This window comes from Moraxella atlantae NBRC 14588, assembly GCF_001591265.1.
Taxonomy (GTDB): Bacteria; Pseudomonadota; Gammaproteobacteria; order Pseudomonadales; family Moraxellaceae; genus Faucicola; species Faucicola atlantae.
On the sequence record NZ_BCUL01000002.1, the window covers coordinates 170,430 to 195,105 of the forward strand.

Genomic DNA, 24,676 nt, shown 5'->3' on the forward strand with positions numbered 1-24,676 from the left:
TGCTATACTCATCTCACTATATTCAATGTCTTACATTCCACAGTTAAGTTAAGACTAAATTGCGAGTACGCAGTAACTTAACTGGTAAGACGTTTCCAAACACACACTTAAGCTAATTCGTGTCTATGACAATCCTAACGGTAGGATTAGCTTAAAATAAGAACCTAAGATGTACGGTGTGTCGTACGGGCGGTTGCCATTGTCTTAGGTTTGCGGTGGGGCTTTACCGTCTTGCAGAAGGAATCCCCTCACTTTAGGGAGGGGAGGAAGTCAAACCACAAGGTTTGTTATGTCCGTATCTACCGCACCACAGACGCAATCTGCCAGTCCATCCACCAATCCGCCAAGTTTTTGGGTCAAGCTGACGTGTGGGCTGATCGGTACGTTTGCGTTTTTGCAGGTGTATTCGATTCAGGCGATTTTGCCGATTTTGCAGCGCGCCTTTCATGCCAGTGAAACGGAGCTTGGCATGACGGTGGGGGCGACAGTATTGGCGATTGCGCTGATGTCACCGTTTATGGGTATGTTGTCCGATGCCATTGGGCGTAAATCGGTGATTGTCGGCTCGATTGTGTTTTTGGCGTTGCCAACGTTGGCATTGGCGTTTGGTGATTCGTTGCAATGGCTGATGGTTGCGCGGTTTTTGCAAGGGCTTGCAGTGCCTGGTATTACGGTGGTGGGTCTTGCTTATATTGGTGAGGAGTACAGCGGCGCGACGCTTGCGCGATTGATGTCGTATTATGTTTCAGGCACGGTGTTGGGCGGCTTTTTGGGTCGCTTTGTGCTTGGGCATTTAGAGGCGTTGGTGGGCTGGCAGCAGGCGTTTTTGGTCATGGGCGCGGTGACACTGTTGGGCGCAGGCTGGGTGGCGTGGCAGTTGCCTGCATCGCGCCAGTTTGTGCCCAATCGCCATATCGGGCAAGCGCTCGCGACGTTGGCAAGTCACGCGCGTAACCGCTATGTGGTCACAGCGTGTTTGTTGGGCGCAGGGGTGCTGTTTTCCTTGGTTGGCTGTTTTACGTACATCAATTTGCATTTGGCAGATGCGCCGTATCATTTATCCAGTGCCGCATTGGCAAATATTTTTGCGGTGTATTTGGTTGGGGTGGTCATCACGCCGATTGCCAGTAGCTTGATTGCGCGGTTTGGCTCGGCGCGGATGGTGCAAGCGGCGGTGGCATTGTCGATGGTGGGGGTGTTTTTGACGCTCACACAGCCGCTTTGGCTGATCGTGCTTGGGCTGACGCTGATGTCAAGTGGTGTGTTTATCACGCAGTCGGCGACGATTACGTATATTGCGGTCAATGTCAAGCATGGGCGTTCGTTGGCATCGGGGCTGTATTATGCCTGCTATTATTTTGGTGGTACGATTGGCGCGTGGGTTTGTGGGCTGGCTTATACCCATGGCAAATGGCAGTCCACGGTGATGGTGCTGCTGACGGTGCAGGTATTGGCGTGGTTGATGGCAGCGTTTGGCATGGTTAAAAAGCCGCTGAATAAATCACTTGCTTGATCGGATTTTTTCAGTGGTTAAGCTGTTTTAGCCGAAAGCTATACAACAACGGCAAACAATCTTTGCAACATGCCGATGAAGCCGTTGTTTGATTTGATTGCAAATTTGCGCTGGGTAAATGTCATGCGTTTGTCACGTTTGATGACTGAGCCAATTGCTGTAAAGCAGCCAGTTGCTCGGTCTTTGGGCGTGTGGCAATTTTGACCAGCTGCTCGACTCGTCCTTCAATTTCACGAATGGTGGCAAAAAAAGCCTGACGTTTTTCTTCATCGCGACCGTCAAGTTTGGATGGGTCGGACAGTCCCCAATGCAGTTTCGGTGTGGTGCCAAGCCATAACGGGCAGCTTTCGCCTGCCGCCTGATCACACACCGTGATGACCACATCAGGAACAAAGTCAGCGCCTGTTTCATCCGCTAACACGTCCCACGACTTACTGGCTAGTCCTGCGGTGTTATAGCCCGCTTCGCGCAGATATTGCAGTGATAAGGGGTGCACCTCAGCAGCAGGCTGACTACCCGCGCTTTTTGCTTCAATCATGCCTTGCGCATTTTGTTGGGTGATGGCCTCGGATAAAATACTGCGACAGCGGTTGTGGGTGCAAATATACAGGATTTTCATCGCGTGTTCCTATTCAAAGGTAAAGAGAGTTTATGCCAAGACGCTAAGCCACATTGCAAGTGCGACCAACGTCGCCAACAACACAGGAATCGTTAAAACCATACCGACCTTAAAATAATACCCCCAACTGACGTTGATGTGTTTGGTTGATAGCACATGTAGCCAAAGCAGCGTGGCAAGCGAGCCAATCGGCGTAATTTTGGGTCCCAAATCACAACCAATGACATTGGCAAACACCATCGCCTCCTTGATCATCGGGTTGGCAATATTTGCCCCGTCAATGGCGAGTGCTTGAATCAGCACCGTGGGCATATTATTCATGATCGAGGACAGCGCGGCTGACAAAACGCCTGTCCCCACCGTGGCAGCCCACAGCCCGTGCTGCTCAAGCCCTTGTAGCATAATCGATAAATAATTTGTTAAGCCTGCATTTTTTAGCCCATACACCACCAGATACATGCCCAAAGAAAAAATCACAATCTGCCACGGCGCATTTTTTATCACAGGCAAAATGGGCAGCTTTTTACCCAGTGTGGCAACCACCAATAACACCGCTGCGCCCAAACCTGCAATAATGCTAATAGGCACGCCCATCGGCTCAAACACAAAAAAACCAAGCAACAAGGCTGCCAACACGACCCAACCTGTGACAAACGTCGCCTGATCCGTGATCGCTGTGTGAGGCGGCTCAATCAATTCTAAAGCATACCCATCGGGTATATCTTTGCGGTAAAATAGATACAGCACCAACAGCGATGACAAAACTGACACCACATTGACAGGCACCATCACCAACGCATAACGATCAAACGCGATCTTAAAAAAATCCGCTGATACAATATTCACCAAATTAGACACCACCAAGGGCAAGCTTGCCGTATCTGCAATAAAGCCTGCCGACATAATAAACGCCAAGGTGGTGGCTGGGCTAAAGCGTAATGCCAACAAAATCGCAATCACAATCGGTGTTAGAATTAACGCCGCGCCATCATTGGCAAAAAACGCCGACACCACTGCCCCAAGCAGCACGATGAACGCAAAAAGCCGCTTGCCATTGCCATTTGCAAACCGAACCACGTGCAGGGCAATCCATTTAAAAAATCCGACTTCATCAAGCAACAAACTGATGATGATGATGGCGATAAACGCAAAGGTAGCGTTCCAAACAATACCCCAGACCACAGGGATATCGTGCACCCCAATCATCCCTGTCACCCACGCCAAAATCGCCCCGATGGTCGCTGTCCAACCGATACCTAAACCTTTGGGCTGCCAAATCACAAAAATAAGCGTCAATAAGAAAATAAGAACGGCGATTGCCATAGAAAACATCCAGTGCTATAGTGATTCATATAATATTTTATATATTCGGATATGTAAATATATGAAAGATATATTTTTGCCGTATGAGTTTTTTAAAGCCTTAGGCGACCCTACACGCTTAAGCATTGTCCAACTGCTACATGCCAAACAATCGCTTTGTGTGTGTGATATCATCGATACACTCAATCAACCACAATCTACAGTCTCGCGGCATCTTAACCAACTAAAAACTATCGGCATACTGACCAGTGAGCGTAAAGGGACATGGGTTTGGTATGCCATCAATGAGGATTTAGCCGACTGGTGCCAAGCTGTGATTGCCGCTTTGCCGACATTTAACACGGAGCACTGATAACGCTTAGGCGGTTTAGAGCGTGAGTATAGCGCATGCAAATACAACGACAAAATTTTGTGAATCACCGCGCAACCCCATAGCATAAAAAAACAGCCAATTTAATGACTAAATCGGCTGTTTAAACACGCAAAAATTAGCAAACTAGCCTGTATTGCGCAGACCTTGGGCAATGCCGTTGATGGTCAAATGCACCAATTCAAGCGTCGGTTTGCGCTCGGCTTCATCCTCGGTGTGGCGCATGGTTTTAAGCAATGCCACTTGCAGCCAGTTAAGCGCGTTCAGATACGGTAAACGCAATGCCAACGACCGTGCCAATGAACGGTTGTCATCCAGCAGGGTTTCTTGCCCCGTCACGGTCAATAATGCTTGCTTGCTGCGTGTGTATTCTGACACGATTTTAGCAAAAATCGCCCGTGCTGCTTCGGGATTATCTGCCAGATCAACATACGCCTCGGCAATCGTTAGGTCGGTTTTTGCCATGACTTGCGCCATATTTGACAGCATGGTTTGGACAAACGCGCTGTGCTTGGCGTGGTGCTGTAGACGCGCCAAATTCTCGCTATCGGCTTGTATCAAGGCTTCAACGGCTGTGCCAAAGCCGTACCATGCAGGCAGCATTAAACGGTTTTGCATCCATGAAAACACCCATGGAATTGCGCGTAAGTCCTGAATTCGCGCCAAGCTCTTACGGCTGGCAGGGCGTGAGCCAATGTTGAGTGAAGCAATTTCTTTGACCAAACTGGTTTGTAAGAAATAGTCGATAAAATACGGCTCGGTGATCAATGCGCGGTAGCTGGCAAACGCTGCCTCAGACAAGGCGTTGAGTAAATCGCTGTCGGGCTGCTCGCTGTGATTAGGCAATAGACTTGCCTTGAGTGTTGCGGCAACCAAGGTTTCTAGGTTGCGCTCAGCGTTGGCGGCATCGGCGTATTTGGCGGTGATGACCTCACCTTGCTCGGTGATGCGGATTTGCCCATTGACCGAACCTTCAGGCTGCGCCAAAATCGCCTCAAATGACGGGCCGCCGCCGCGTCCCACACTACCGCCGCGTCCGTGGAATAGGCGTAGCTGCACATCAAACTGCTGCGCCAGTTCCACCAACCGCACCTCGGCTTGGTACAGTGACCACTGACTGGTGACATAGCCACCGTCTTTGTTGCTGTCTGAGTAGCCCAGCATGATTTCTTGCGTGTTGTTGCGGCTTGCCAACAGCGCGCGGTACCACGCTTTGTCAAACAATGCCGCCATCACGTCATGGCTATTTGCCAGCGCGTCAATGGTCTCAAACAGTGGCACGATGTTCAAGCGGCTATGTACCTTGCCATTTTCAACCGTCAATAGGCCAGTTTCTTTGAGCAACAGCGCCAACGCTAGCATATCGCTGACTTGCTCGGCATTGGAGATAATGCTTTGGTTGATGGCGGTTTCGCCAAATTGATTTTTGATATCCGCCGCGGCTTGCAAAATCGCTAACTCACGCGTGGTCGCGTCATCATAGGCAAAGTATGGATTATACAGTGGACGCGCGGTAGAGAGCTCACGCAATAAGACGCGTTGGCGCGCGCTTTCGGACAATGCCAAGTAGTCCTCTAAATCAGCGTGTTTAAACAGCGCGTGCACGGTATCGGCATGTACGCCTGCGTGTTGGCGCAAATCTAGTGGCATAAGATAAAAACCAAACACCTCAACGGCGCGAATCAAATCGCGCAAGCGTTCATTTGCCAATAGTGCGCTGCCATGTTCACGCAACGAATCTTGAATGATGTACAAATCCGCTAGCAGCGTCTCACGGTCGGGGTAGGGCTCAGCTAAGCCGTAGCGCGAACCATAATTGAGCCCAAATTGGTGTGAGGTTGCCACCACGCGCGCGATGATGGTTGCAATGGCGCGGCGGTAGGGCTCTTCTTCACGCGCGATAGAGTCATCAGGCGATACCGCCGACAAAGCTGCCAGCGCATCACTGACTGCCACGCTGCGGCTTGACAGCGGCAATTCTTGATACAGTTTTGCCAACTGGTCGCGGTAAAAATAAAATACCGCCGCCGCTTGGCGTGAAAACGCATAGCGCAAGGTTTCTGCCGAAACAAACGGGTTGCCGTCACGGTCACCGCCAATCCAGCCGCCGATGTTGAGTAAATTTGGCAAGGTGGTGTCGGGGAACTGTGCTTGCAGTTGGTCGCTGAGTTTGCGATACAGGTTTGGAATGGCTTCAAAAAAGCTTAAGTCAAAATACGCAATGCCGTTATCAATTTCGTCTTTGACGCTGATGGTAAAATGGCGGTTTTCGTTGGTTTGCCATTGTGCCAGTAGCGTTGCCTCAAGCTGCGATTCTAAGCGTTGGCGTTGGTAGCCAACCGCGCTGTGATAATCTTCTAGCAAAGCGCGCAAACGGCGGCGCAATGATAAAATCGTTTGGCGTTGCACCTCGGTGGGGTGGGCGGTCAAAACCGCGCTGACAAAGGTGTGATCAAGGTGCTGTTGTAGCGTTGGCTCATCGATACCCTCAGCTTGGATTTCATCCAGCACATACGCAAAGCTACCAGGCGCAAAGGTCGCGCTATCAGCAGCATGGGCAAGGCGGCGACGCTCGTGGTGCATATCTTCGGCGATGTTAAACACCTGCGCAAATAGCCCACACGCGCGAATCAAGTTTTTGCGTTGGCTGGCGCTGAGCGTTGGTAGCACATCGCGGATGGTTTGCTGTGGGTCTGCGCCTTCAATCAGCGCGTGGATGGTTTGCTTGACGGGCAGTGAGGTCTGCTGCTCGATGACGCGCAATAAAATTTGGCTCAAAAGTTGCGTGTCTTCTAACAGCGGTTGGTCTTTGTCGTTGTCCATGATTTCAACCAACGCTGAGATTTCAATCTCGGTTGGTGGGTTGGCTTGATGGTTGATTGCTTCAGACGGGGTGTCTTGCATACCTGCTCCTCAATGTTGTGTTTGGGTTGTGTTTGGGTTGTGTTTGGTAAAGGTTATGTTTGACGTTTTATTGAATTATCGCAAAAAATATCGCACGCTTGCCAAAAAATAGCGATTGGTCTTATAACTTGATGGCAACACCTAGCGTTTAGGCTAAGACGCGGTTGAGCCACCGCCCGATGGTTTGGATTTCGGGCAAGCACACTTGGTGCGCCATCGGGTAGGTGTGATAGGTCGGTGCATAACCGCGCGCGCTGAGCCAGTCGTAGGCTTGCTGTCCTAAGGCTTCGGGCACGATATTGTCGCGTGTGCCGTGATGGATCGCAATGGGTAGGTGGTGGTTGGCGGTCTGTTGGGTAGGACTTAGCGTTGCCAACTGGTCTTGTGTGGCAAGGTAAGTGGACAATGCCAACAGACCTGCCAACGGCTCAGGGTGGCTTAGCGCAGTGTGATACGCCACCGCACCGCCTTGTGAAAACCCTGCCAACACGATGTGATGCGTGGCGATGCCTTGCGCGTTTTGCGCGGCAATTAGATCCCGCACGCGTTGTGCTGATGCAGCAATTTGCGCGCTATCCACCTTGCGCGATAGGTTGATTTCTAAAATATCGTACCACGCAGGCATAACATAGCCGCCATTGATGGTGACGGCAATACGCGGTGCGTGGGGAAAAATAAAGCGCACGCCGTGGCTACCATCTAGCCCCAATTCGGGCACAACGGGCACAAAGTCATCACCGCTTGCGCCCAAACCGTGCAGCCAAATCACCGCACGGTCAATCGGTTGATGGTGCGGATTGTGGATGATTTCGATATGCGGCAACAATTCAGACGATGACATGACATGATTTTCCTAATTTAATTTAACATTGATCAGATGGCTCAACGCTTGTTTGCTCAAAATGTAGCATAGCACGCGCAGGTGTGCAAATACTGATTGAGCGCATATAACGGCGATTTTTTTTGCGGATAAAAGCCATACCAACACGCTGAATGTTTGATTTTTCGCCATTTTGCCCCATATTGAGCCGCAGAAAAGCCAAAAACCATCGCCAATGTTGGCGCAGTATTTTAGCCAATTAAGCATTTTTAGTGACGTTAAGAATCATACACGCATGACCGATTTATCTAGCCCAAAACCTGCCAACGCGCAAGCCACCACACCGCCATTAGACGTGTTGGCAAAAGACCGCCATTATCTCACCCAGTTGCGGCGTAAACTTGCCAAAGCTGACCAAGCCAGCGCCGACTACCAACAGCAGCTGGTTCACTACCAAGACCGTCTGGTCAAATCTGAGCAAGCTGTTGCCGCGCGCCGTGCCAGTTTGCCTGCGGTCACGCTCAACCCCGATTTGCCCGTGAGCCAACAAGCCGACACGTTGGTGCAAGCCATCATTGACCATCAAGTTATCATCGTTGCAGGTGAGACAGGTTCGGGCAAGACCACGCAGTTGCCTAAAATCGCCTTGTTGGCAGGGCGCGGTATGACAGGACAAATTGGGCACACCCAGCCGCGCCGCTTGGCTGCGCGTAGTGTTGCCACGCGTATTGCCGAGGAATTGGGCGAGCCATTGGGGCAAACGGTGAGTTTTAAGGTACGCTTTACCGAGCAAGGGTCGCAAGATTCGCTGATTAAGCTGATGACCGACGGGATTTTGTTGGCAGAATTGGCACATGACCGTTTTTTAAGCCGTTATGATACGCTGATTATCGATGAGGCGCACGAACGCAGCCTAAATATTGACTTTATCTTGGGGTATCTCAAAAATCTGTTGCCCAAACGCCCCGATTTAAAAGTCATCATCACCTCAGCCACGCTAGATACCGAACGCTTTAGCCGTTATTTTGCTTTACCACCTGCAGGCACACGCGGCAAAAGCTCCCACAACGCCAAGCCTGCGCCCGTGTATGTCGTTGAGGGACGCAGCTATCCTGTTGAGGTGCGCTATCGCCCCGTGACTGACGACATCGTGCACAGTACGGATGATGATGCGTTTGATGAGGTTGAGGATAACCTACCACGCGCCATCACCGCCGCGGTGGAGGAGAGCTATGCCGATGCCGCCAGCAAAGGCCACAGCGAGCAGGCGGATATTTTGATTTTTGCCGCAACTGAAGCTGAGATTCACGATATCGCCGACACCTTGCACCAGTACGCGCCCAAGCACACCCAGATTTTGCCGTTGTATGCACGGCAAAACTTTGCCGAGCAGCAGCAGATTTTTGCCCCCAGTGGCGGACGGCGGATTATCATCGCAACCAACGTTGCCGAAACTGCCTTGACCGTGCCAAATATTCGCTATGTGATCGATTTGGGCTTTGCGCGGATTTCACGCTATGATTACCGCTCACGTGTGCAGCGTTTGCCGATTGAGGCAATCAGCCAAGCGGCTGCCAATCAGCGCAAAGGGCGTTGTGGACGCGTTGCCCCTGGTGTGTGTATTCGGCTATACAGCGAGGATGATTTTTATAGCCGTCCAGAATTCACCGAGCCTGAAATTTTGCGCACCAATTTGGCATCGGTGATTTTACAGATGGCAAATTTGCGCCTTGGACGCGTTGAGGATTTTGACTTCATCGAGCCGCCCGACAGCCGTTTGGTCAATGACGGGCGCAAGCTATTGTATGAGCTAGGCGCGATTGGCGGCAAGCCTGCTAAACGAAAAACCAGCAGCCAAGCCGCTGCTAAAACCAACTCACTAGACAGCGACAGCCTGACCAAAATCGGGCAACAAATGGCGCATATGCCGATTGACCCACGCCTAGCGCGGATGTTACTGGCAGGTGAGCAATACGCGTGTTTGCAAGAAATGTTGGTCATCGTGTCGGCATTGTCGGTGCAAGATCCGCGCGAACGCCCTGCCGATAAGACCACGCAAGCCGACCAAAAACACGCTTTATTCCGTCAGCCTGACAGCGATTTTTTGTTTTATCTTAGCCTTTGGCAAGCGATTTACGGTTCATTGTTTGCGACCACGCCGCATGGTGGCGAGCAAGTAGGCGAGATTGATGCAGAAAGTTTTGCCGACAGTGCCAGCTTTGATAGTCTAAGTTTTGACAACATCGCCCAACAAAAGCTGACCAACAGCCAGCGCAAAGCCTTTGCCAAAAAGCATTTTTTGAGCTCACCGCGGCTGCGTGAGTGGCAACAGACCCACAGCCAGCTTAGCCAGTTGGTCAATACGCTCAAACTCAAACACAACCAAGAGCCTGCAGGCTATTTGGCGATCCACCGTGCCTTGCTGACGGGTTTGTTGTCGTTTATCGCCCACAAAGTCAATGATGTCGATAGCAGCGGCAAGCTCATCAAGGCGCGGCGCGGTGAATACTTGGTCGCCCGTCAGCACAAAGCAAAAATTTTTCCTGCCAGTACCTTGTTTAAGCAAAACCCGACGTGGGTAATGGCGTTTGATATCGTTGAAACGTCCAATGTCTTCATGCGCACCGTTGCCAAAATTGAGCCCGAGTGGATTTTGGCACAGGCAGGCGATTTGCTCAAATACCATTATTTTGAGCCGCACTGGTCTGCCAAAACGGGGCACGTCAAGGCATACGCGCAAATTAGCCTGTTTGGTCTGATTGTTGTGCACAAGCAATTGGTGAATTATGAACGTATCAACCTTGCCGAGGCGCACGATATTTTCTTACGTGACGCACTGGTATTGGGTGGGCTCAACACGCCATCAACGGGTGATAGCCTGACCACACACAAAGTCACAGGCAAGGCGTTGGGCAAATTGCCGCCGTTTTTGCAGCACAACCTGAACAAGGTTGCTGATGTTGCCTTGATTGAGGACAAGCTGCGCCGCCGTGATTTGCTGGTGGATGAAGAGCAGCTCTACCAGTTTTATGCCAAGCGCGTGCCACCGCACATTGCCAGTCGCAAGGCGTTTGAGGATTGGCGCAAAGAGATTGAAAAAACTGATCCACAGTATTTGTTTTTTCGTGATGAAGACGTGCTTAGCGAAACTGCACCTGCCACGCAAGCCTTTCCCGAAAGCTGGCGGCTGGGTGGCCTAACCTTGCCGCTTAGCTACGTGTTTGACCCTGCCAGCGACGACGACGGCGTGACCATCAAGGTGCCACTGGTTGCTTTGCCGCAGCTTGATGCCATTGAGGTGTTGTGGGGCATTGCAGGTTGGCGTTATGACTTGGTCTTGCAACTGCTTAAAACCTTGCCCAAAGACATCCGCCGCCAAATCGTGCCAATCCCCGACACCGCGCGCGCCGTGTGTGACGAGCTCAACCACGAGCAGCCAACAGGACTACTCAAACAGCTAGCCCATGCCCTCAACCGCCGCGGCATACGCGGACAAAATGCGCGTATGGTTGAGCCCAAAGACTTTAACCCAAGCCAAGTTGAGCGCTACTTGCAACCGCAAATCGCCTTGGTGGATGACAAAAACCGCCTATTGGACAAAGGGCGCGACATTGAGCAGCTCAAAATCCGCCACCAAGCCACTACCCAACAGGCGGTTGTGGTGGGACAAGGCTTACACAGCCAATTCCCCGAGCATTTTAATTTTATCCAACAACGTCACAGCGCAGGTGTGTTGGTGCAGCAGTTTGCTGCGTTGGTTGCCGATGAGCAAAACCCCAAAAATGGTAAAAACTGGGTCAGCATACAGCAGTTTACCGACCTTGATGTTGCCATTCGCGCCCATCGCCGCGGTGTGTTGGCATTGCTCAAAAATGAACTGGGTGCCAAAGCCAAACAACTCACCAGCCAAATTGACAAACCGCTGAAATTGGCGTTTGCGCCACTGGGTGATTTAGAACAGCTCAAAGACGTGCTGATCTATGCCACACTTGACGCGACGTTTGAAAAATCCGTGCCGCAATACGACAACCATGACGACACCGCCGCGCAAACGCTTGTCCGTCAGATCCATGCGTTGCGCCAGCAGGGCACGATCAGCGATGAGCAATATCACGCGTTGGGCGAGTTACCCCTGACCGCCGCGCAATACGCGCAGGCAAAAACCGCCGTGCTGGCGCATTTTTTGGCAATAGGGCAGGGGGTACTTGGGCAGCTTAGCGCGATTTATCAAGACTGGCAGCAGATACGCGGTAGGCTGCTGATGCTTGATCGCAATATTTTTGAAGAAAGCATGGATGATATTGAAGACCAGCTCGATGATTTGCATTTGGCGGATTTTGTCTATCGCATGGCGTATCAAGACTGGCAGCAATATCCGCGCTATTTGCAGGCGTTGTTGGTGCGGCTTGAGCGTCTGGAGCACAATTTGGACGCGGATTTGGCAGGGGTGTATGCGCTTGATCGCCACATGGAGCGGCTAGGCGTGTACGTCACGCCCGATACGCAAGACAAGTACCATGATTATCGCTGGTTGGTTGAGGAGTTTCGCATTCAGCTGTTTGCCCAGCCAATGAAAACGCGCGCGCCTGTGTCGGATAAGCGTTTAGAAAAGTTGTGGGAGCAATTACAGCGTTAGGCTTGATGGATTCAATGATCAGGTAAAAATGGGCGCAAGTTTAAAAACCTGCGCCCATGGTTGATTTAAGCCAGCCGAATTTTATCTTTAAGCAAAAATTCCATCAATGCTTTTTGCGCATGTAAGCGGTTTTCGGCTTCATGCCACACCACCGCGCGCGGATCATCAAGCAAATCATACGAGATTTCCTCACCGCGGTGTGCAGGCAAGCAGTGCATGAACAACACCTCTGGATCAGCTTTATCGAGTAGTGAGCGCGTCACCATGTATTGACTAAATCGTCGCGCGCGCGTGTTTTGCTCATTTTCCTGCCCCATACTGGCCCACACATCGGTAGCAATCAAGTGCGCATCCTTGACTGCCGCGTTGATGTCCTCAACCAGCGTCACGCAATGGGCGTATTCTTTAATCAACTCCAAATTCGGCTCAAAACCGTAAGGCGCACTCACGCGCAGCTCAAAGCCAAACTGGTGCGCCGCATGGATGAATGACGCGCACATGTTATTGCCATCACCGACCCACGTTACCACTTTGCCAGCGATATCGCCGCGCAATTCAAAAAATGTCTGCATATCCGCCAACAACTGACAAGGGTGTTGCGCATCGGTCAAAGCGTTGATCACAGGCACGCTCGAATACTCGGCAAACTTCTCAACCATCGCATGATCAAACGTGCGAATCATCACGATATCGACCATGCTAGAAATCACACGCGCTGAATCTTCAATCGGCTCACCGCGCCCAAGCTGAGTATCACGCGGCGACAAAAAAATCCCATGACCGCCAAACTGTGCCATACCTGCCTCAAATGACACCCGCGTACGCGTACTGGATTTTTCAAAAATCATGCCCAGTGTACGCCCAACAAACGGCTGATACAGCACGCCCTCATGCTGCATACGGCGCAACTCACTGGCACGTGTGATAATCTGGCGCAATTCTTCGGGGCTAAAATCCAATAGGGTTAAAAAATGGCGGGTTGTCATTGCCGTCTTGCCTTAATAAAAAATACCATCACGCAAATGGGTTAAAAATAATAAAAACAGCCACTTAGCGCGAAAATTCCATGCAATAAAAAGAGCCAGTATAACGCAATTTAACCAACGCGCCAAATACGCGTAAGGTCATTTTTTAAGAACAAACATGAAAGACAATCCACCAACATTTATTTATGTCAATACCGTCGTGTAGGACGCGTCCCGACATGGCACAAAAGCTCATAATTTAGCGTATTTGTCCAGCTTGCTACCGTATCAACACTTAGCCCATCGCCCCACAGCGTCACCGTGCTGCCAAGACCAACCGCCTGCGCATCTGTCATATCGACCATCAACATATCCATGGCCACCCGGCCCACAATCGGCAAGCGTATACCCTCTGCCAACACATACGCCGCCTCACTGACCACACGCGGATAGCCATCGGCATAACCCACGCTGACAACCCCAAGCCGCGTTGGGCGTGTTGCTTGCCAACGGCTGCCATAACCCACGCTTGCACCGACAGGCAACACATGCACCGCCATGACAGCCGCACCAAACTGCATGGCAGGACGCAAATTCAAGGCTTGCGGCGCAACATTCGCTATCGGTGAGCCGCCATACAGCATGATTCCAGGGCGCACCCAATCAAACTGTACCTCAGGAAAATTGATCAACCCTGCCGAATTGCACAACGATGCTTGCACCGCGTCTGCACCCAATTCGGCACGCAGCCGCGCCAGCACATCCACAAACAGCGTGATTTGCGCGGTGTTGTACGGATCATCGGGCACATCAGCGTTGGCAAAATGACTGATTAAAACAATCTGATAACCTGCCGTGTGCAATTGCCGCGCTACCTCAAGTGCTCCATTTGCCGTAAAGCCCAAACGGTTCATGCCTGTGTTAAGCTTGAGCCAAATCGTCGGTGGGTGGTCAGTGCAAAATGCACGATGCGGCAAATCCTGCAATGCCCACGCCAACTGCGTCTCATGATGCACCACACAAGTCAGATTTTGTGCAAGCGCGACACGCCATTCGGCTTGCGAAAATACCCCCTCAATCAATACAATCGGCTTTTGCCAACCTGCGGCGCGCAACGCCAACGCCTCTGCCATGCACGCCACGCCCAGCGCGTCCGCATCTTGTACGCCTGCCAAACACGCCGCCGCACCATGCCCGTACGCATCAGCTTTAACCATCGCCAACACGCGCGCGTTTGGCGCGTAATCGCGAACACGGCGCACGTTATGCGCCAAGGCTGCTGTATTGATTTCTACCCAAGTATTTCGCACATCGACCACACTTGCCAATTTATTGAATGTTTTATACCAAAATTGTTTTTTGTTAAACGCGCATTACTCGTCATCGTACCCTGCACCGTGATAATACTCCGCCGTCAAGTTGCTAAAACGCGTGAATTGTCCCTCAAACGCCAACCGTACCGTACCAATCGGGCCGTTACGCTGCTTACCGATGATGATTTCGGCAATGCCTTTGGCGTCGGTATTTTCATTATATACCTCATCGCGATAAATAAACATAATCAAATCGGCGTCTTGCTCAATCGCGCCCGACTCACGCAAATCTGACATCACAGGGCGTTTATTGGGGCGAGTTTCTAGGCTACGGTTCAGCTGTGACAGTGCGACCACAGGGCAGTTCATTTCACGCGCCAACGCCTTGAGGCTGCGCGAAATTTCAGAAATCTCACCCACGCGGTTATCGCCCAAACCAGGCACTTTCATCAGCTGTAGATAATCAACCATCACCAAACCCAATTTGCCGCCATTGTCCTTGGCAATACGCCGACAACGCGAACGCACCTCCGATGGCGGTAGGGCAGTGCTGTCATCAATATACAACTTTTTGTTGTGCAAATGCGCGATGGCAAGCGACAATTTGCCCCATTCATCCTCGCTTAGCCGCCCTGAACGCAAATTGGTTTGGTTAATCGCACCAAATGACGACAGCAGCCGCGTGACAATGGATTCGGCAGGCATTTCCATAGAAAACACCACCGCAGGCAAGTCGGTATTAAGTAGCACACTTTCGACCAAGTTCATGGCAAAGGTGGTTTTACCCATGGATGGACGCGCAGCGACGATGATCAAATCGCCTGCCTGCATACCTTGGGTCTTGTTGTTGAGCTCAACAAATGGCGTTTGTAAACCAATCATGCCATCGGGATTTTTGCTGAGCAGTTGGATATTATCCAACACGTTTGCCATGACGTCTGCCACTCGTGTCGGGCCTTTGTGGTTGGCGCGGCGGCTGTGCTGCTCGTTGATGGCAAAAATCTCGCTTTCAACCTTGTCCAAAATATCGCTCACGCTTTGATCTTTGGGGTCAAACGCCAACTCTAACATTTTGTTGCCCGCCCGAATCACCTGACGCAACGATGACAGCTCACGCACGCGCTGGGCATAAGCAGTCAGGTTATACAGCGTGGCAGGGCTTTGCACCAAAATATCGCTCAAATACTCGGCGCCGCCTGCCGTCTCAAGGCGTTTTTGGGTTTCTAGCCAGTCGGCAACCATCATCGCGTCATACGGTTCATTGCCATTGGCAAGCATGCTGATTGCCTCAAAAATTATCTGATGACGCTGAGCATAAAAGTCATCCTTGCTGACAATATCCGAAATACGATCATAGCTTTCTTCTAACGACATCAGCGACGCCAGCAAGGTTTTTTCTAGGTCAATGCTGTGGGGTTGGTGCTGCGCGATATCACGGGTAGCGCTAGCGGCATTGCTGACACTTGGCGTATTTTCCTCTGCCATGCTATTACCTCGCTGTTATGGGTGGATTGATTAAACCGTATATTGGGCATTTTTGGCTGAATTAAACAAAACTCGCTAAAAAGCTTCGGTTCAATGTGTTGACGCGCTAACGCATTGTATAAAAAGACAAAATTTTTTGATATCCTAGATCTACAACTAGATATACAAATGGGTGATGCCCACTATACCCAAATTTTTTGCCAAAGGACAATTTAAAAATCTGCATACACGCACGCCTTTGATCTCTTGACAAGCCAAAAAATTAAGCATTTCAGTGGTTTAATATTTTTATTTTTTACTGATATAGTGTATTAAAAAAATAAACAATAAATAAAATTTTGGGATAAAAAAAAGACGGTATCAACCGTCTTTTTTGTACTTAGCAAGTTGTGCCAAGCAGTACTATCATTCAAAAATTACAATTCTGCTACGGCATCTTCTGCCAAGATAGTAACCAAGATCTTAGCGGTAATATCGTGGTGAAGCTGAATATCAACGTTGTATTCACCCACTTGACGCAACGCGCCTTCAGGCAATTTAACTTCCGCACGATCCACAGGCAAGCCTGATTTGGTCAAGGCATCGGCGATATCACGCGTACCAATTGAACCAAACAGTTTGCCTTCATCGCCAGATTTGGCACGGATGATGACGTTCACGTCTTGCAACGCTTCGGCACGGCTGTTAGCGTGTGCCAATTCTTCGGCTTCAACGCGCTCAAGCTCGGCACGGCGTGCTTCAAATTTTTCAAGGTTTGCTGCGGTTGCAGGCAACGCTTTACCTTGTGGTACAAGGTAGTTACGTCCGTAACCAGCTTTAACGTTCACCGTATCACCCAACTTACCTAAGTTTGCGATACGTTGCAATAAGATAACTTGCATCAAAAACTCCTTAGAGGGTCGGGTTATTGTTGGCTATCGGTGTAAGGGATCAACGCCAGGTAACGCGCTTGTTTGATCGCGGTAGCTAGCTGACGTTGGTATTTGTTTGAGGTACCTGTAATACGGCTAGGTACGATTTTACCACTTTCACCAACGTACTGTTTAAGCGTATCGATATCTTTGTAGTCGATATGCTTCACGCCTTCAGCGGTGAAACGGCAAAATTTACGACGACGATAAAAACGTGCCATGTGAGTTACTCCTTAATCTGACTTATTCTTGCGCGTTGTCCGCGTCGCTGTCATTGTCTTGACGGTTGTCATCACGACGTGGGCGTGAGTCGCGGTTGTCATCGTCTTGACCATCTTCGCGGCGGTTATTGCGGCGTGCGCGTTTTTCTTCTGCGTTCTTGTTTAGCGGTGACTCTTCGGTGATGGCTTCATCACGGCGGATCACTAAGCTGCGGATAATCGCGTCATTGTAGCGGAATAGCTCTTCAAGCTCAGCAAGCGTATCGCCATTACATTCGATGTTCAATAGCACATAGTGCGCTTTGTACACCTTGTTGATGGGGTAGGCAAGCTGACGGCGTCCCCAGTCTTCAAAGCGGTGGATTGCGCCGCCTTGTTCTTTGATTAAGTTCATGTAACGCTCGACCATGTCGGCGGTTTGATCGCTTTGGTCGGGGTGCACCAATAGCACCAATTCATAATGTCGCATGACAACTCCTTACGGATTAAACAGCCACTGACCCCATGTCAGCAGCAAGGAGATTGCAAGGGCTTATGCGTGCGTTTAAATAACATATGCAATAAAAGACGCTGCCTAAACAATAAGGTGCAATATTTTAGGCAAAAAAAGCACTAAAAGCAAGTGCTTATTGGGTTTTATCATTCGTTGCCGTAAACCTGCGACTTCAGGCGGTGGATATAAGGCAATTGTTAAATGCGATGAGTTTTGCTATACTCATCTCACTATATTCAATGTCTTACATTCCACAGTTAAGTTAAGACTAAATTGCGAGTACGCAGTAACTTAACTGGTAAGACGTTTCCAAACACACACTTAAGCTAATTCGTGTCTATGACAATCCTAACGGTAGGATTAGCTTAAAATAAGAACCTAAGATGTACGGTGTGTCGTACGGGCGGTTGCCATTGTCTTAGGTTTGCGGTGGGGCTTCACCGTCTTGCAGAAGGAATCCCCTCACTTTAGGGAGGGGAGGAAGTCAAAAAGCTTGATTACTATAAAAAAAGCGATAGTGCATGTACCATCGCTTTTTGAAGGTTGTCAACGCTAAAATCAGCGTTTTAACTGACTGACATCACGCACTGCTCCCGTGTCGGCACTGGTTGTCATCGCTGCGTACGCTTGCAATGCTGCTGACACCACGCGGTCACGCTGCTTGGGCTGCCAAGCGTCGTGTCCACATGCATCCATCGCCTCGCGGCGTGCTGCCAATTCTGCGTCATCGACCAACAGCTCAATGCGTCGATTGGGGATATCAATAGCGATAGCATCACCTTCATGTACCAGTCCAATCGCGCCGCCTTCGGCTGCTTCGGGGCTGACATGCCCGATTGATAGACCTGAGGTACCGCCTGAGAAGCGCCCGTCGGTCAAAAGCGCACATGCCTTGCCCAAGCCTTTGGATTTTAAATAGCTGGTTGGATAAAGCATCTCTTGCATACCAGGGCCGCCTTTAGGGCCTTCATAGCGGATGACTACTACATCGCCTGCCACGATTTGATCCGCTAAAATTGCTGCCACCGCGTCATCTTGACTTTCAAACACGCGCGCGCGTCCTGTAAATGTCAAAATACTGTCATCCACGCCTGCGGTTTTGACCACACAGCCGCGTTCGGCAAGGTTGCCAAACAGCACGGCTAGACCGCCATCTTGTGAATACGCGTGGGCTTGGCTGCGGATACAGCCTGACTCACGATTGACATCAAGGTTTGGCCATTCGTTGTTTTGGCTAAAGGCTTGGGTCGTACGCACCCCACCAGGGGCGGCGATATAACGCGCGCGCGCCTCGGTGTTGTCAGGGTTCATGATATCCCAATGCGCCAATGACTCAGCAAGGCTTGCGCTATGTACGTTGGGCACGCTGGTGTCAAGCAGCCCTGCGCGGTCAAGCTCCGCCAAAATTCCCATCACACCGCCTGCACGGTGCACGTCTTCCATGTGGTATTGCTGAGTGGCAGGCGCGACTTTACACAAACACGGTACGTTACGGCTGAGGCGGTCAATATCCGCCATTTTAAAGTCCACGCCAGCTTCATTCGCTGCGGCTAATAAGTGCAAAATGGTGTTGGTTGAGCCGCCCATCGCGATATCAAGGCTCATGGCATTTTCAAACGCGGCTTTGGTGGCAATGCTACGTGGCAACACACTGGCATCGTCTTGCTCATAATAGCGTTTGGCAAGCTCAACAATGCGCCGACCTGCTTGCAAAAACAGCTCCTTGCGCTTGGCATGGGTGGCAAGCAATGAACCATTACCGGGTAAAGACAACCCCAACGCCTCAGTCAAGCAGTTCATAGAATTGGCAGTGAACATGCCTGAGCACGAGCCGCACGTTGGGCACGCCGAACGCTCGGTGAGCGCAACCTCTTCATCACTAATACGGTCATCGGCAGCATCTACCATGGCATCGACCAAGTCTAATTTGCGTACCGCGTGCTTGGTATCGTGCGCCACATCGTCATTGCGGCTATGCGCCAAGCCATCGGTGGTTGCCAAAATTTTACCTGCTTCCATCGGGCCCCCCGACACAAAAATAGTCGGGATATTGAGACGCATGGCCGCCATCAGCATACCAGGGGTGATCTTATCGCAGTTTGAAATACACACCAATGCATCGGCACAATGCGCATTGACCATGTATTCTACGCTATCAGCGATCAAATCGCGGCTGGGCAAGCTATACAACATGCCCAAATGCCCCATGGCAATACCGTCATCAATCGCAATCGTATTAAATTCTTTGGCAACACCGCCTGCCGCTTCAATTTCACGCGCGACCAGCTGCCCTAAATCTTTTAAATGTACATGCCCTGGCACAAACTGGGTAAATGAATTGGCAATCGCGATAATTGGCTTGTCAAAATCGGCATCGGTCATGCCTGTAGCACGCCACAACGCGCGCGCGCCTGCCATGTTGCGCCCTGCGGTTGAGGTTTTGGAGCGATATTGCATGGTATATCCTTAATCAAACAACAATCAAACAGCGTTTTGGCTCACGAAAAACAGCACAAACCAACAACGTCACCATAAACACCCATCGTAAAACAACGCCACGCCATGCGCAAGTCGCTGTCGGAATAAATCACTTAGCCAAACGGAATACAAAACGCAAATTGTAGCCATTAGATCATTGTTTTTGTTTAAAAATGGCATTATATTTGGATAATAACAGTGCGTAAAATTTGGAGGACAAGCGTGACAGTATTGGTTTGGGTGGGTGTGTTATTGATAGCGTGGTTGGTGATCAAGCCTATGCTAAGCCGTTTGTGGTTTAAATTTCATGTCATGGTTGGTCTAGAGGTTGGCAAACCGCAAATTGACTACCACCACGACCCACGCCACGGTTTGGTACTGACCTATCAGCCAGTCAATGCTAATATTCACGGCAATAGCATGCCTGCTGTACAGCTAAGCCGTGATGACATGGCGGCATTATCCCCGACAGCCCAACAGCTGCTTTGGCACATCAATGACAAGCTGCAACGCTACCACGACTGGTGTAACACTGCGCCCAACGACCAAGCCACAAGATCGCTAAGCGAGGCGCAATTTGTTCTCAATCGCCTGCTACAAGATACCTTGCCCAACGCCTTACAGCGTTATTTGCAACTGGCGCGCTATACCCCCGAGCATCTGCGCGCAACCACCGCCGATAATTTATCAGCCGATGATATGCTGATCAAAATTTTGCAACAAACCGAGCACCAGCTTGACACGCTACTAGCTGAACGCCACGCCAATACCGTGGCTCAACTTGCCACAGACTATCGCTATGTACAAGCGCGTACGCCAGATATCTTAAAAATTTGACTGACCATAAGTTTGACTTGCTAGACTGACCAAACAAGCCCATAGCTGACGGTCAAATTAGGCTAGAACATAAAATATAACAAACGTAAGGATAAGATTATGAATTATTTTTATTTGGTATTGGTTGGGCTGTTATACAGTTTGCCAGTCGTGGCATTCGGATTTGTAGGTTATCGGGTGTATCAGTTGGCGACCCGCGGGCGCGCGCTTGCGTTCAAGGGCATGCCACAGCTGACTCAAGTCACCAGCCGCAACTTGCCCAAAGATTTGACCGACAAACTCAATCTGATCAGCCAAAAGGCAGAAAAACTGCTGGACTATCAAGGCAAAAATCCCATCAATAACCAACAAGTCGCCGATGAAAATCAGTTTTTGGTCAAAAAAATCTTGGATGTGCATCTGCCCGAAGCGATTGCCGACTATCAACGCCTAGACAACGCCCGTGCCGACCAAATGGCGGTGGGTACAACAGGCAAAACCGCGCATGATTTGCTCAGCGATTATTTAGATACGGTCAATAGTCAGTTTGATGATATGCTAGACGCCATGTATGAGCAAAACGCGCAAAAACTGCTGGTTACCAATCGCTATTTACAAGCGCGTTTTAACAATTCTGCCAGCGAACTTGGTCAGCTTGCACCACCTCCCGTTGCCGTACCTGCTAAAATTCCTGCGACGATACCTGCTGAGCGTGTCGAGCTAACACCGCCTATCGGTGTGCCAGCTAGCCAAACCAAAAACCGCGGCTAATTGACTGCCCATAAAAAAGCGACTGAACCAATCAGTCGCTTTTTTTATCTTGCTGTGATGGTCGGCAGGTGTCGAATTAGAACAAACCAAACAAGCGTTTGCGCTTATTGTCGTGCGTTTTGTCATCAAACAGTTCTGCCAAATTACGTGGCTCTTCGCGTTTGACGCCGTTGAGCTTGTGGCGCAGTTTTGACGCGGCTTCATAGGCACGTAGGCGTGAATGCTGCAAGTTACCGATGGGACGGTTTTGCTCTGGGCAGCGAAACGGTGTGAACGACAAATTTTCCATGATGTCAAAGTTGCCATCATCAGGGACTTTTTGTTGTGGAATACGCAGTTTTGCCACGGTGACAAACGGCGCGTCTTTTTCTTTCCACTCATCAGTGATTTCATTGATGGGTTGATCATCAAGGTTGCGACATAGCTGAATTTGTACGTCATATTCAAAATCGTGCTTGCGAATTTCATCCAAAATCGACAAGCGAATCGCTTCATCGTGCAAGTCACGGTTGATTTTACGTTCTAAAATCTTACGTACAGAGGCTTTGGTGGGTTTGACACGGATTTTTGCCATATAGTCGCCATGACGCACCGCACCCATCGAAAAATAGCTATACAATAGGGCGTTTTGTGGCTTGATGCTGGTAAAGCCATTAAACGCTTTTAAGGTTTTTAGTGATTGCTTGGTGGGTAGTTTGTGACCACCACGGGTTGCCCACACCGCAGACACGCGCGCTTTACCAATCAGTTCGCCGTGTTTCATGTATTCGGTGATATTGCGGAAAATTGCTGAGATATACTCGTAGTCTTCAATGCGGTTGCAAAAAAACACAGGGTGGTTGATTAAATTAAAATCCATGTTCGGGCTGTCTTCTTCGCCTGGCGCAAGTTTTTTACCAGGAATATCAAACACCTTGATGGCAAGGCCCAATGCCAAACCTAGGTTGCGATCAACATCGACACGTGACAGACCGTTTGAATAGCGAATCACGGCTTCATGCTTGCCGGGCATGGCATACACGCCTTGTGCGTATTCTTCGGGTAGGTTAGGCAAAATGGTGAATTCGGCTTTGAGCGCGCAGTAGCCTTTGGCGTGTGCGTCACGCACATGGTAGTCAATGTCATTAATTTTTGGGCTTTCGCGGACAAAGTCTTCGATACTTGCCACGATACGATCCATGGTTTTTTCATCTTCAGGTGTGAGCATGTCGATGTTGGGATCATATTTGACGTATTGCACTTTTTTACCGACAAATGGTAACGGCAGGCGGCGCAACGGCGCAGGTACAGGTAAGTGAGAAGGTTTAGGTAACATGTGATATCCTTGATATTGCTAAAAAATGCTGAAAAACAATCTGGTCAAAGGCATGCAAATAACGCTTGTGCATGCCCGATTGTAGCGTGTTTTACTTAAGCTTGGGTGGACAATTCGCTAATCCATTTAAGTGCTGATAAGCTAGGCACAAACAGATATTCACCGCCTTGGACGGTATTAAATTGGAAAATACCCGTGTGACGTTTACGGATAGGATCAGCAGGTTCGGTGAAGGTATCGCCTTCATCGTTTTTGTCACCGTTGTGCACGCCAATCAGCGGATCGCGCTCTTCACCAATGTTCATGAAGTTGCCGTCATTCACCCATTGACCTTGTAAAAACTCAAGCGTATCCATGGCGTGCGCGTTGATACCAATAAAGAACAAGCCGCGGTCTTTGCCGTCATCCTCAGTGATATGGGGCGGTACGATGTCGCCATACGACACACTGCGGCGAATGATACGGTGCAAGCGCACATCCGCTAGGATAAAGTCTTTGGTTTTGCGTGGGTTCATACGGCGAGCATGCGCGCCAAAGGGGCAGCCTTTGCCATAATCGTCATCACTATAGTCAAAGTCATTGTTGCGGTCTTCATCTGCGCCCAACGCTTTGTCGTCATGGTCACGCGCTATGCTGATTGATGCACCCGAGCGCCAACGCCCAAATATTTTTGCTGCCAGTTTGTCGGCTTCTTCGGGGCTGTCGGTTTGCTCAAGGCAATATTTGTTGAAGTCGGCAACGTGGCTGTGGTATTTACGCAGTACCATAAATGAGCCATTTTTGCCCAAAACTTCTGGTTGGGGCATCGGCGGAATCACACCTGCTTCGCCTTTATAGCCCATGACAAACTCACCTGAGGCAATCGGCAAATCGGTATCGTTGGTTTTTTTGACACCACTGCCTGCAACATTGGGGTTGCCGATACCATCACGGAAGCCAAACACGTTTTTGACCGCTTCATCCACGCCAAATTCATGCTCAAGTAAAATCTCAATCGCGCCTTGATCAGGCTGATCACGATTGACATAATCATCAAGCATCGATTTGAGCTCTTGTAATTTTTTTTGCCAATTTGCTTTGCTATCGGCAATCACTGCCGCGCAAACGTGGATTTGACCTGTGCCAAATGGTTTTTGCCAGTTTTCAGGCGCGTTTTGACCCACATCATGTAGCTGTTTGGCACGTGCTGCCATGCCTTGTTTAAAGTTTTCGGGGAAGCTATCAAGTGAGTCTTGTGGTACGCCAAGCTGTTTTAAGCCTTCATAGGTCATGACAATGGTTAAATTAGATGCCATGCGTTCATCAAATTCTTGGCTGCTGCTGACATGTGGCAATAATTTGGCGATCAGTTCACGACCTTTGGCAGCATGATGCACCTTGATGGCAACCACGGTGCCGTAGTAGGGGATGGGGCGGTCACGTAGGATAATCGCTTGGATATCGTCTAATTCCATACCCACAAGGGTGCTTTGCGCCACAGTTTTGGCTTTGCCAAGCTCATTGATGGTGTCGCTTAGTTTGCTGCGTAGGCTTTCTTTTGCTTCATCAATGCCTTCTTTGATTTTATCAATAACACCGCCGTGCTCTTGGTGGCTAGAAATTGGCTGGTCAGACGCTTGATGGTTGGCTGAATCGTTATCGTTTTGGGTGCTCATTGAGGCGATCCTTATATTTTATACAAGTTAAAATCTTATCGATTAAGCATAAACGATGGGCGAGTACA

At 50.0% G+C, this 24,676-nt stretch carries 18 protein-coding genes; 5 read left to right on the plus strand and 13 right to left on the minus strand.

What is annotated here, in order from left to right:
* Nucleotides 1–289: 289 nt before the first annotated feature.
* The gene (locus MA2_RS02180) at nucleotides 290–1,513 is read left to right on the plus strand and encodes an MFS transporter (RefSeq protein WP_067055834.1); all 1,224 of its coding nucleotides are present in this window, start codon (nucleotides 290–292) and stop codon (nucleotides 1,511–1,513) included.
* Nucleotides 1,514–1,634: 121 nt separating this feature from the next.
* On the opposite strand, the gene MA2_RS02185 is transcribed toward MA2_RS02180, so the two are convergent.
* Both MA2_RS02185 and MA2_RS02190 read right to left on the minus strand, forming a co-directional pair.
* Nucleotides 1,635–2,132: an arsenate reductase ArsC gene (locus tag MA2_RS02185; protein WP_067055836.1), complete on the minus strand. Its 498-nt coding sequence runs from the start codon at nucleotides 2,130–2,132 to the stop codon at nucleotides 1,635–1,637.
* A 30-nt stretch (nucleotides 2,133–2,162) separates the two neighbouring features.
* Complete coding sequence (locus MA2_RS02190) at nucleotides 2,163–3,455, minus strand: arsenic transporter (RefSeq protein WP_067055838.1); 1,293 nt, start codon at nucleotides 3,453–3,455, stop codon at nucleotides 2,163–2,165.
* A 61-nt stretch (nucleotides 3,456–3,516) separates the two neighbouring features.
* Between MA2_RS02190 and MA2_RS02195 the strand changes: the two genes are divergently transcribed.
* Complete coding sequence (locus tag MA2_RS02195; protein ID WP_067055841.1) at nucleotides 3,517–3,807, plus strand: ArsR/SmtB family transcription factor; 291 nt, start codon at nucleotides 3,517–3,519, stop codon at nucleotides 3,805–3,807.
* Nucleotides 3,808–3,951: 144 nt separating this feature from the next.
* On the opposite strand, the gene ppc is transcribed toward MA2_RS02195, so the two are convergent.
* Both ppc and MA2_RS02205 read right to left on the minus strand, forming a co-directional pair.
* Nucleotides 3,952–6,729 (minus strand): phosphoenolpyruvate carboxylase, encoded by a 2,778-nt coding sequence (gene ppc / locus MA2_RS02200; RefSeq protein WP_067055844.1) that lies wholly within the window; start codon nucleotides 6,727–6,729, stop codon nucleotides 3,952–3,954.
* A gap of 148 nt (nucleotides 6,730–6,877) precedes the next feature.
* The gene (locus MA2_RS02205) at nucleotides 6,878–7,570 is read right to left on the minus strand and encodes an alpha/beta hydrolase (RefSeq protein WP_067055846.1); all 693 of its coding nucleotides are present in this window, start codon (nucleotides 7,568–7,570) and stop codon (nucleotides 6,878–6,880) included.
* A 274-nt stretch (nucleotides 7,571–7,844) separates the two neighbouring features.
* Here MA2_RS02205 and hrpA point away from each other — a divergent pair, with 274 nt between their 5' ends.
* The gene (gene hrpA, locus MA2_RS02210; protein ID WP_067055848.1) at nucleotides 7,845–12,185 is read left to right on the plus strand and encodes an ATP-dependent RNA helicase HrpA; all 4,341 of its coding nucleotides are present in this window, start codon (nucleotides 7,845–7,847) and stop codon (nucleotides 12,183–12,185) included.
* Between the two features lie 65 nt (nucleotides 12,186–12,250).
* Here the strand turns inward: hrpA and argF are convergent, their stop codons facing one another.
* From argF to ilvD, 7 genes are all read right to left on the minus strand, one after another.
* The gene (argF, locus tag MA2_RS02215) at nucleotides 12,251–13,171 is read right to left on the minus strand and encodes an ornithine carbamoyltransferase (RefSeq protein ID WP_067055850.1); all 921 of its coding nucleotides are present in this window, start codon (nucleotides 13,169–13,171) and stop codon (nucleotides 12,251–12,253) included.
* A gap of 188 nt (nucleotides 13,172–13,359) precedes the next feature.
* Nucleotides 13,360–14,460 (minus strand): alanine racemase, encoded by a 1,101-nt coding sequence (alr, locus tag MA2_RS02220; protein ID WP_067056129.1) that lies wholly within the window; start codon nucleotides 14,458–14,460, stop codon nucleotides 13,360–13,362.
* 63 nt (nucleotides 14,461–14,523) lie between these two features.
* On the minus strand, nucleotides 14,524–15,948 hold the full coding sequence (gene dnaB / locus MA2_RS02225; protein ID WP_067055852.1) for a replicative DNA helicase: 1,425 nt from the start codon (nucleotides 15,946–15,948) through the stop codon (nucleotides 14,524–14,526).
* A 416-nt stretch (nucleotides 15,949–16,364) separates the two neighbouring features.
* Nucleotides 16,365–16,829, minus strand: a complete 465-nt coding sequence (rplI, locus tag MA2_RS02230) for a 50S ribosomal protein L9 (protein WP_067055856.1) — start codon at nucleotides 16,827–16,829, stop codon at nucleotides 16,365–16,367.
* Between the two features lie 23 nt (nucleotides 16,830–16,852).
* The gene (rpsR, locus tag MA2_RS02235; protein WP_067055859.1) at nucleotides 16,853–17,080 is read right to left on the minus strand and encodes a 30S ribosomal protein S18; all 228 of its coding nucleotides are present in this window, start codon (nucleotides 17,078–17,080) and stop codon (nucleotides 16,853–16,855) included.
* 22 nt (nucleotides 17,081–17,102) lie between these two features.
* Nucleotides 17,103–17,549 (minus strand): 30S ribosomal protein S6, encoded by a 447-nt coding sequence (gene rpsF, locus MA2_RS02240; protein WP_067055862.1) that lies wholly within the window; start codon nucleotides 17,547–17,549, stop codon nucleotides 17,103–17,105.
* A 582-nt stretch (nucleotides 17,550–18,131) separates the two neighbouring features.
* A complete protein-coding gene (ilvD, locus tag MA2_RS02245; protein ID WP_067055865.1) occupies nucleotides 18,132–20,030 on the minus strand; it encodes a dihydroxy-acid dehydratase in 1,899 nt (632 codons plus the stop codon).
* 243 nt (nucleotides 20,031–20,273) lie between these two features.
* Between ilvD and MA2_RS02250 the strand changes: the two genes are divergently transcribed.
* Together MA2_RS02250 and MA2_RS02255 are read left to right on the plus strand one after the other, a co-directional pair.
* Entirely contained in the window at nucleotides 20,274–20,888 is a 615-nt protein-coding gene (locus MA2_RS02250; protein ID WP_067055867.1) for a hypothetical protein, read from the plus strand.
* 99 nt (nucleotides 20,889–20,987) lie between these two features.
* Nucleotides 20,988–21,638 (plus strand): hypothetical protein, encoded by a 651-nt coding sequence (locus MA2_RS02255; protein WP_067055870.1) that lies wholly within the window; start codon nucleotides 20,988–20,990, stop codon nucleotides 21,636–21,638.
* Nucleotides 21,639–21,714: 76 nt separating this feature from the next.
* On the opposite strand, the gene MA2_RS02260 is transcribed toward MA2_RS02255, so the two are convergent.
* Both MA2_RS02260 and MA2_RS02265 read right to left on the minus strand, forming a co-directional pair.
* Nucleotides 21,715–22,953: a catalase family protein gene (locus MA2_RS02260; protein WP_245945328.1), complete on the minus strand. Its 1,239-nt coding sequence runs from the start codon at nucleotides 22,951–22,953 to the stop codon at nucleotides 21,715–21,717.
* A 95-nt stretch (nucleotides 22,954–23,048) separates the two neighbouring features.
* Nucleotides 23,049–24,608 (minus strand): Dyp-type peroxidase, encoded by a 1,560-nt coding sequence (locus tag MA2_RS02265; RefSeq protein WP_079352059.1) that lies wholly within the window; start codon nucleotides 24,606–24,608, stop codon nucleotides 23,049–23,051.
* Nucleotides 24,609–24,676 lie beyond the last annotated feature (68 nt).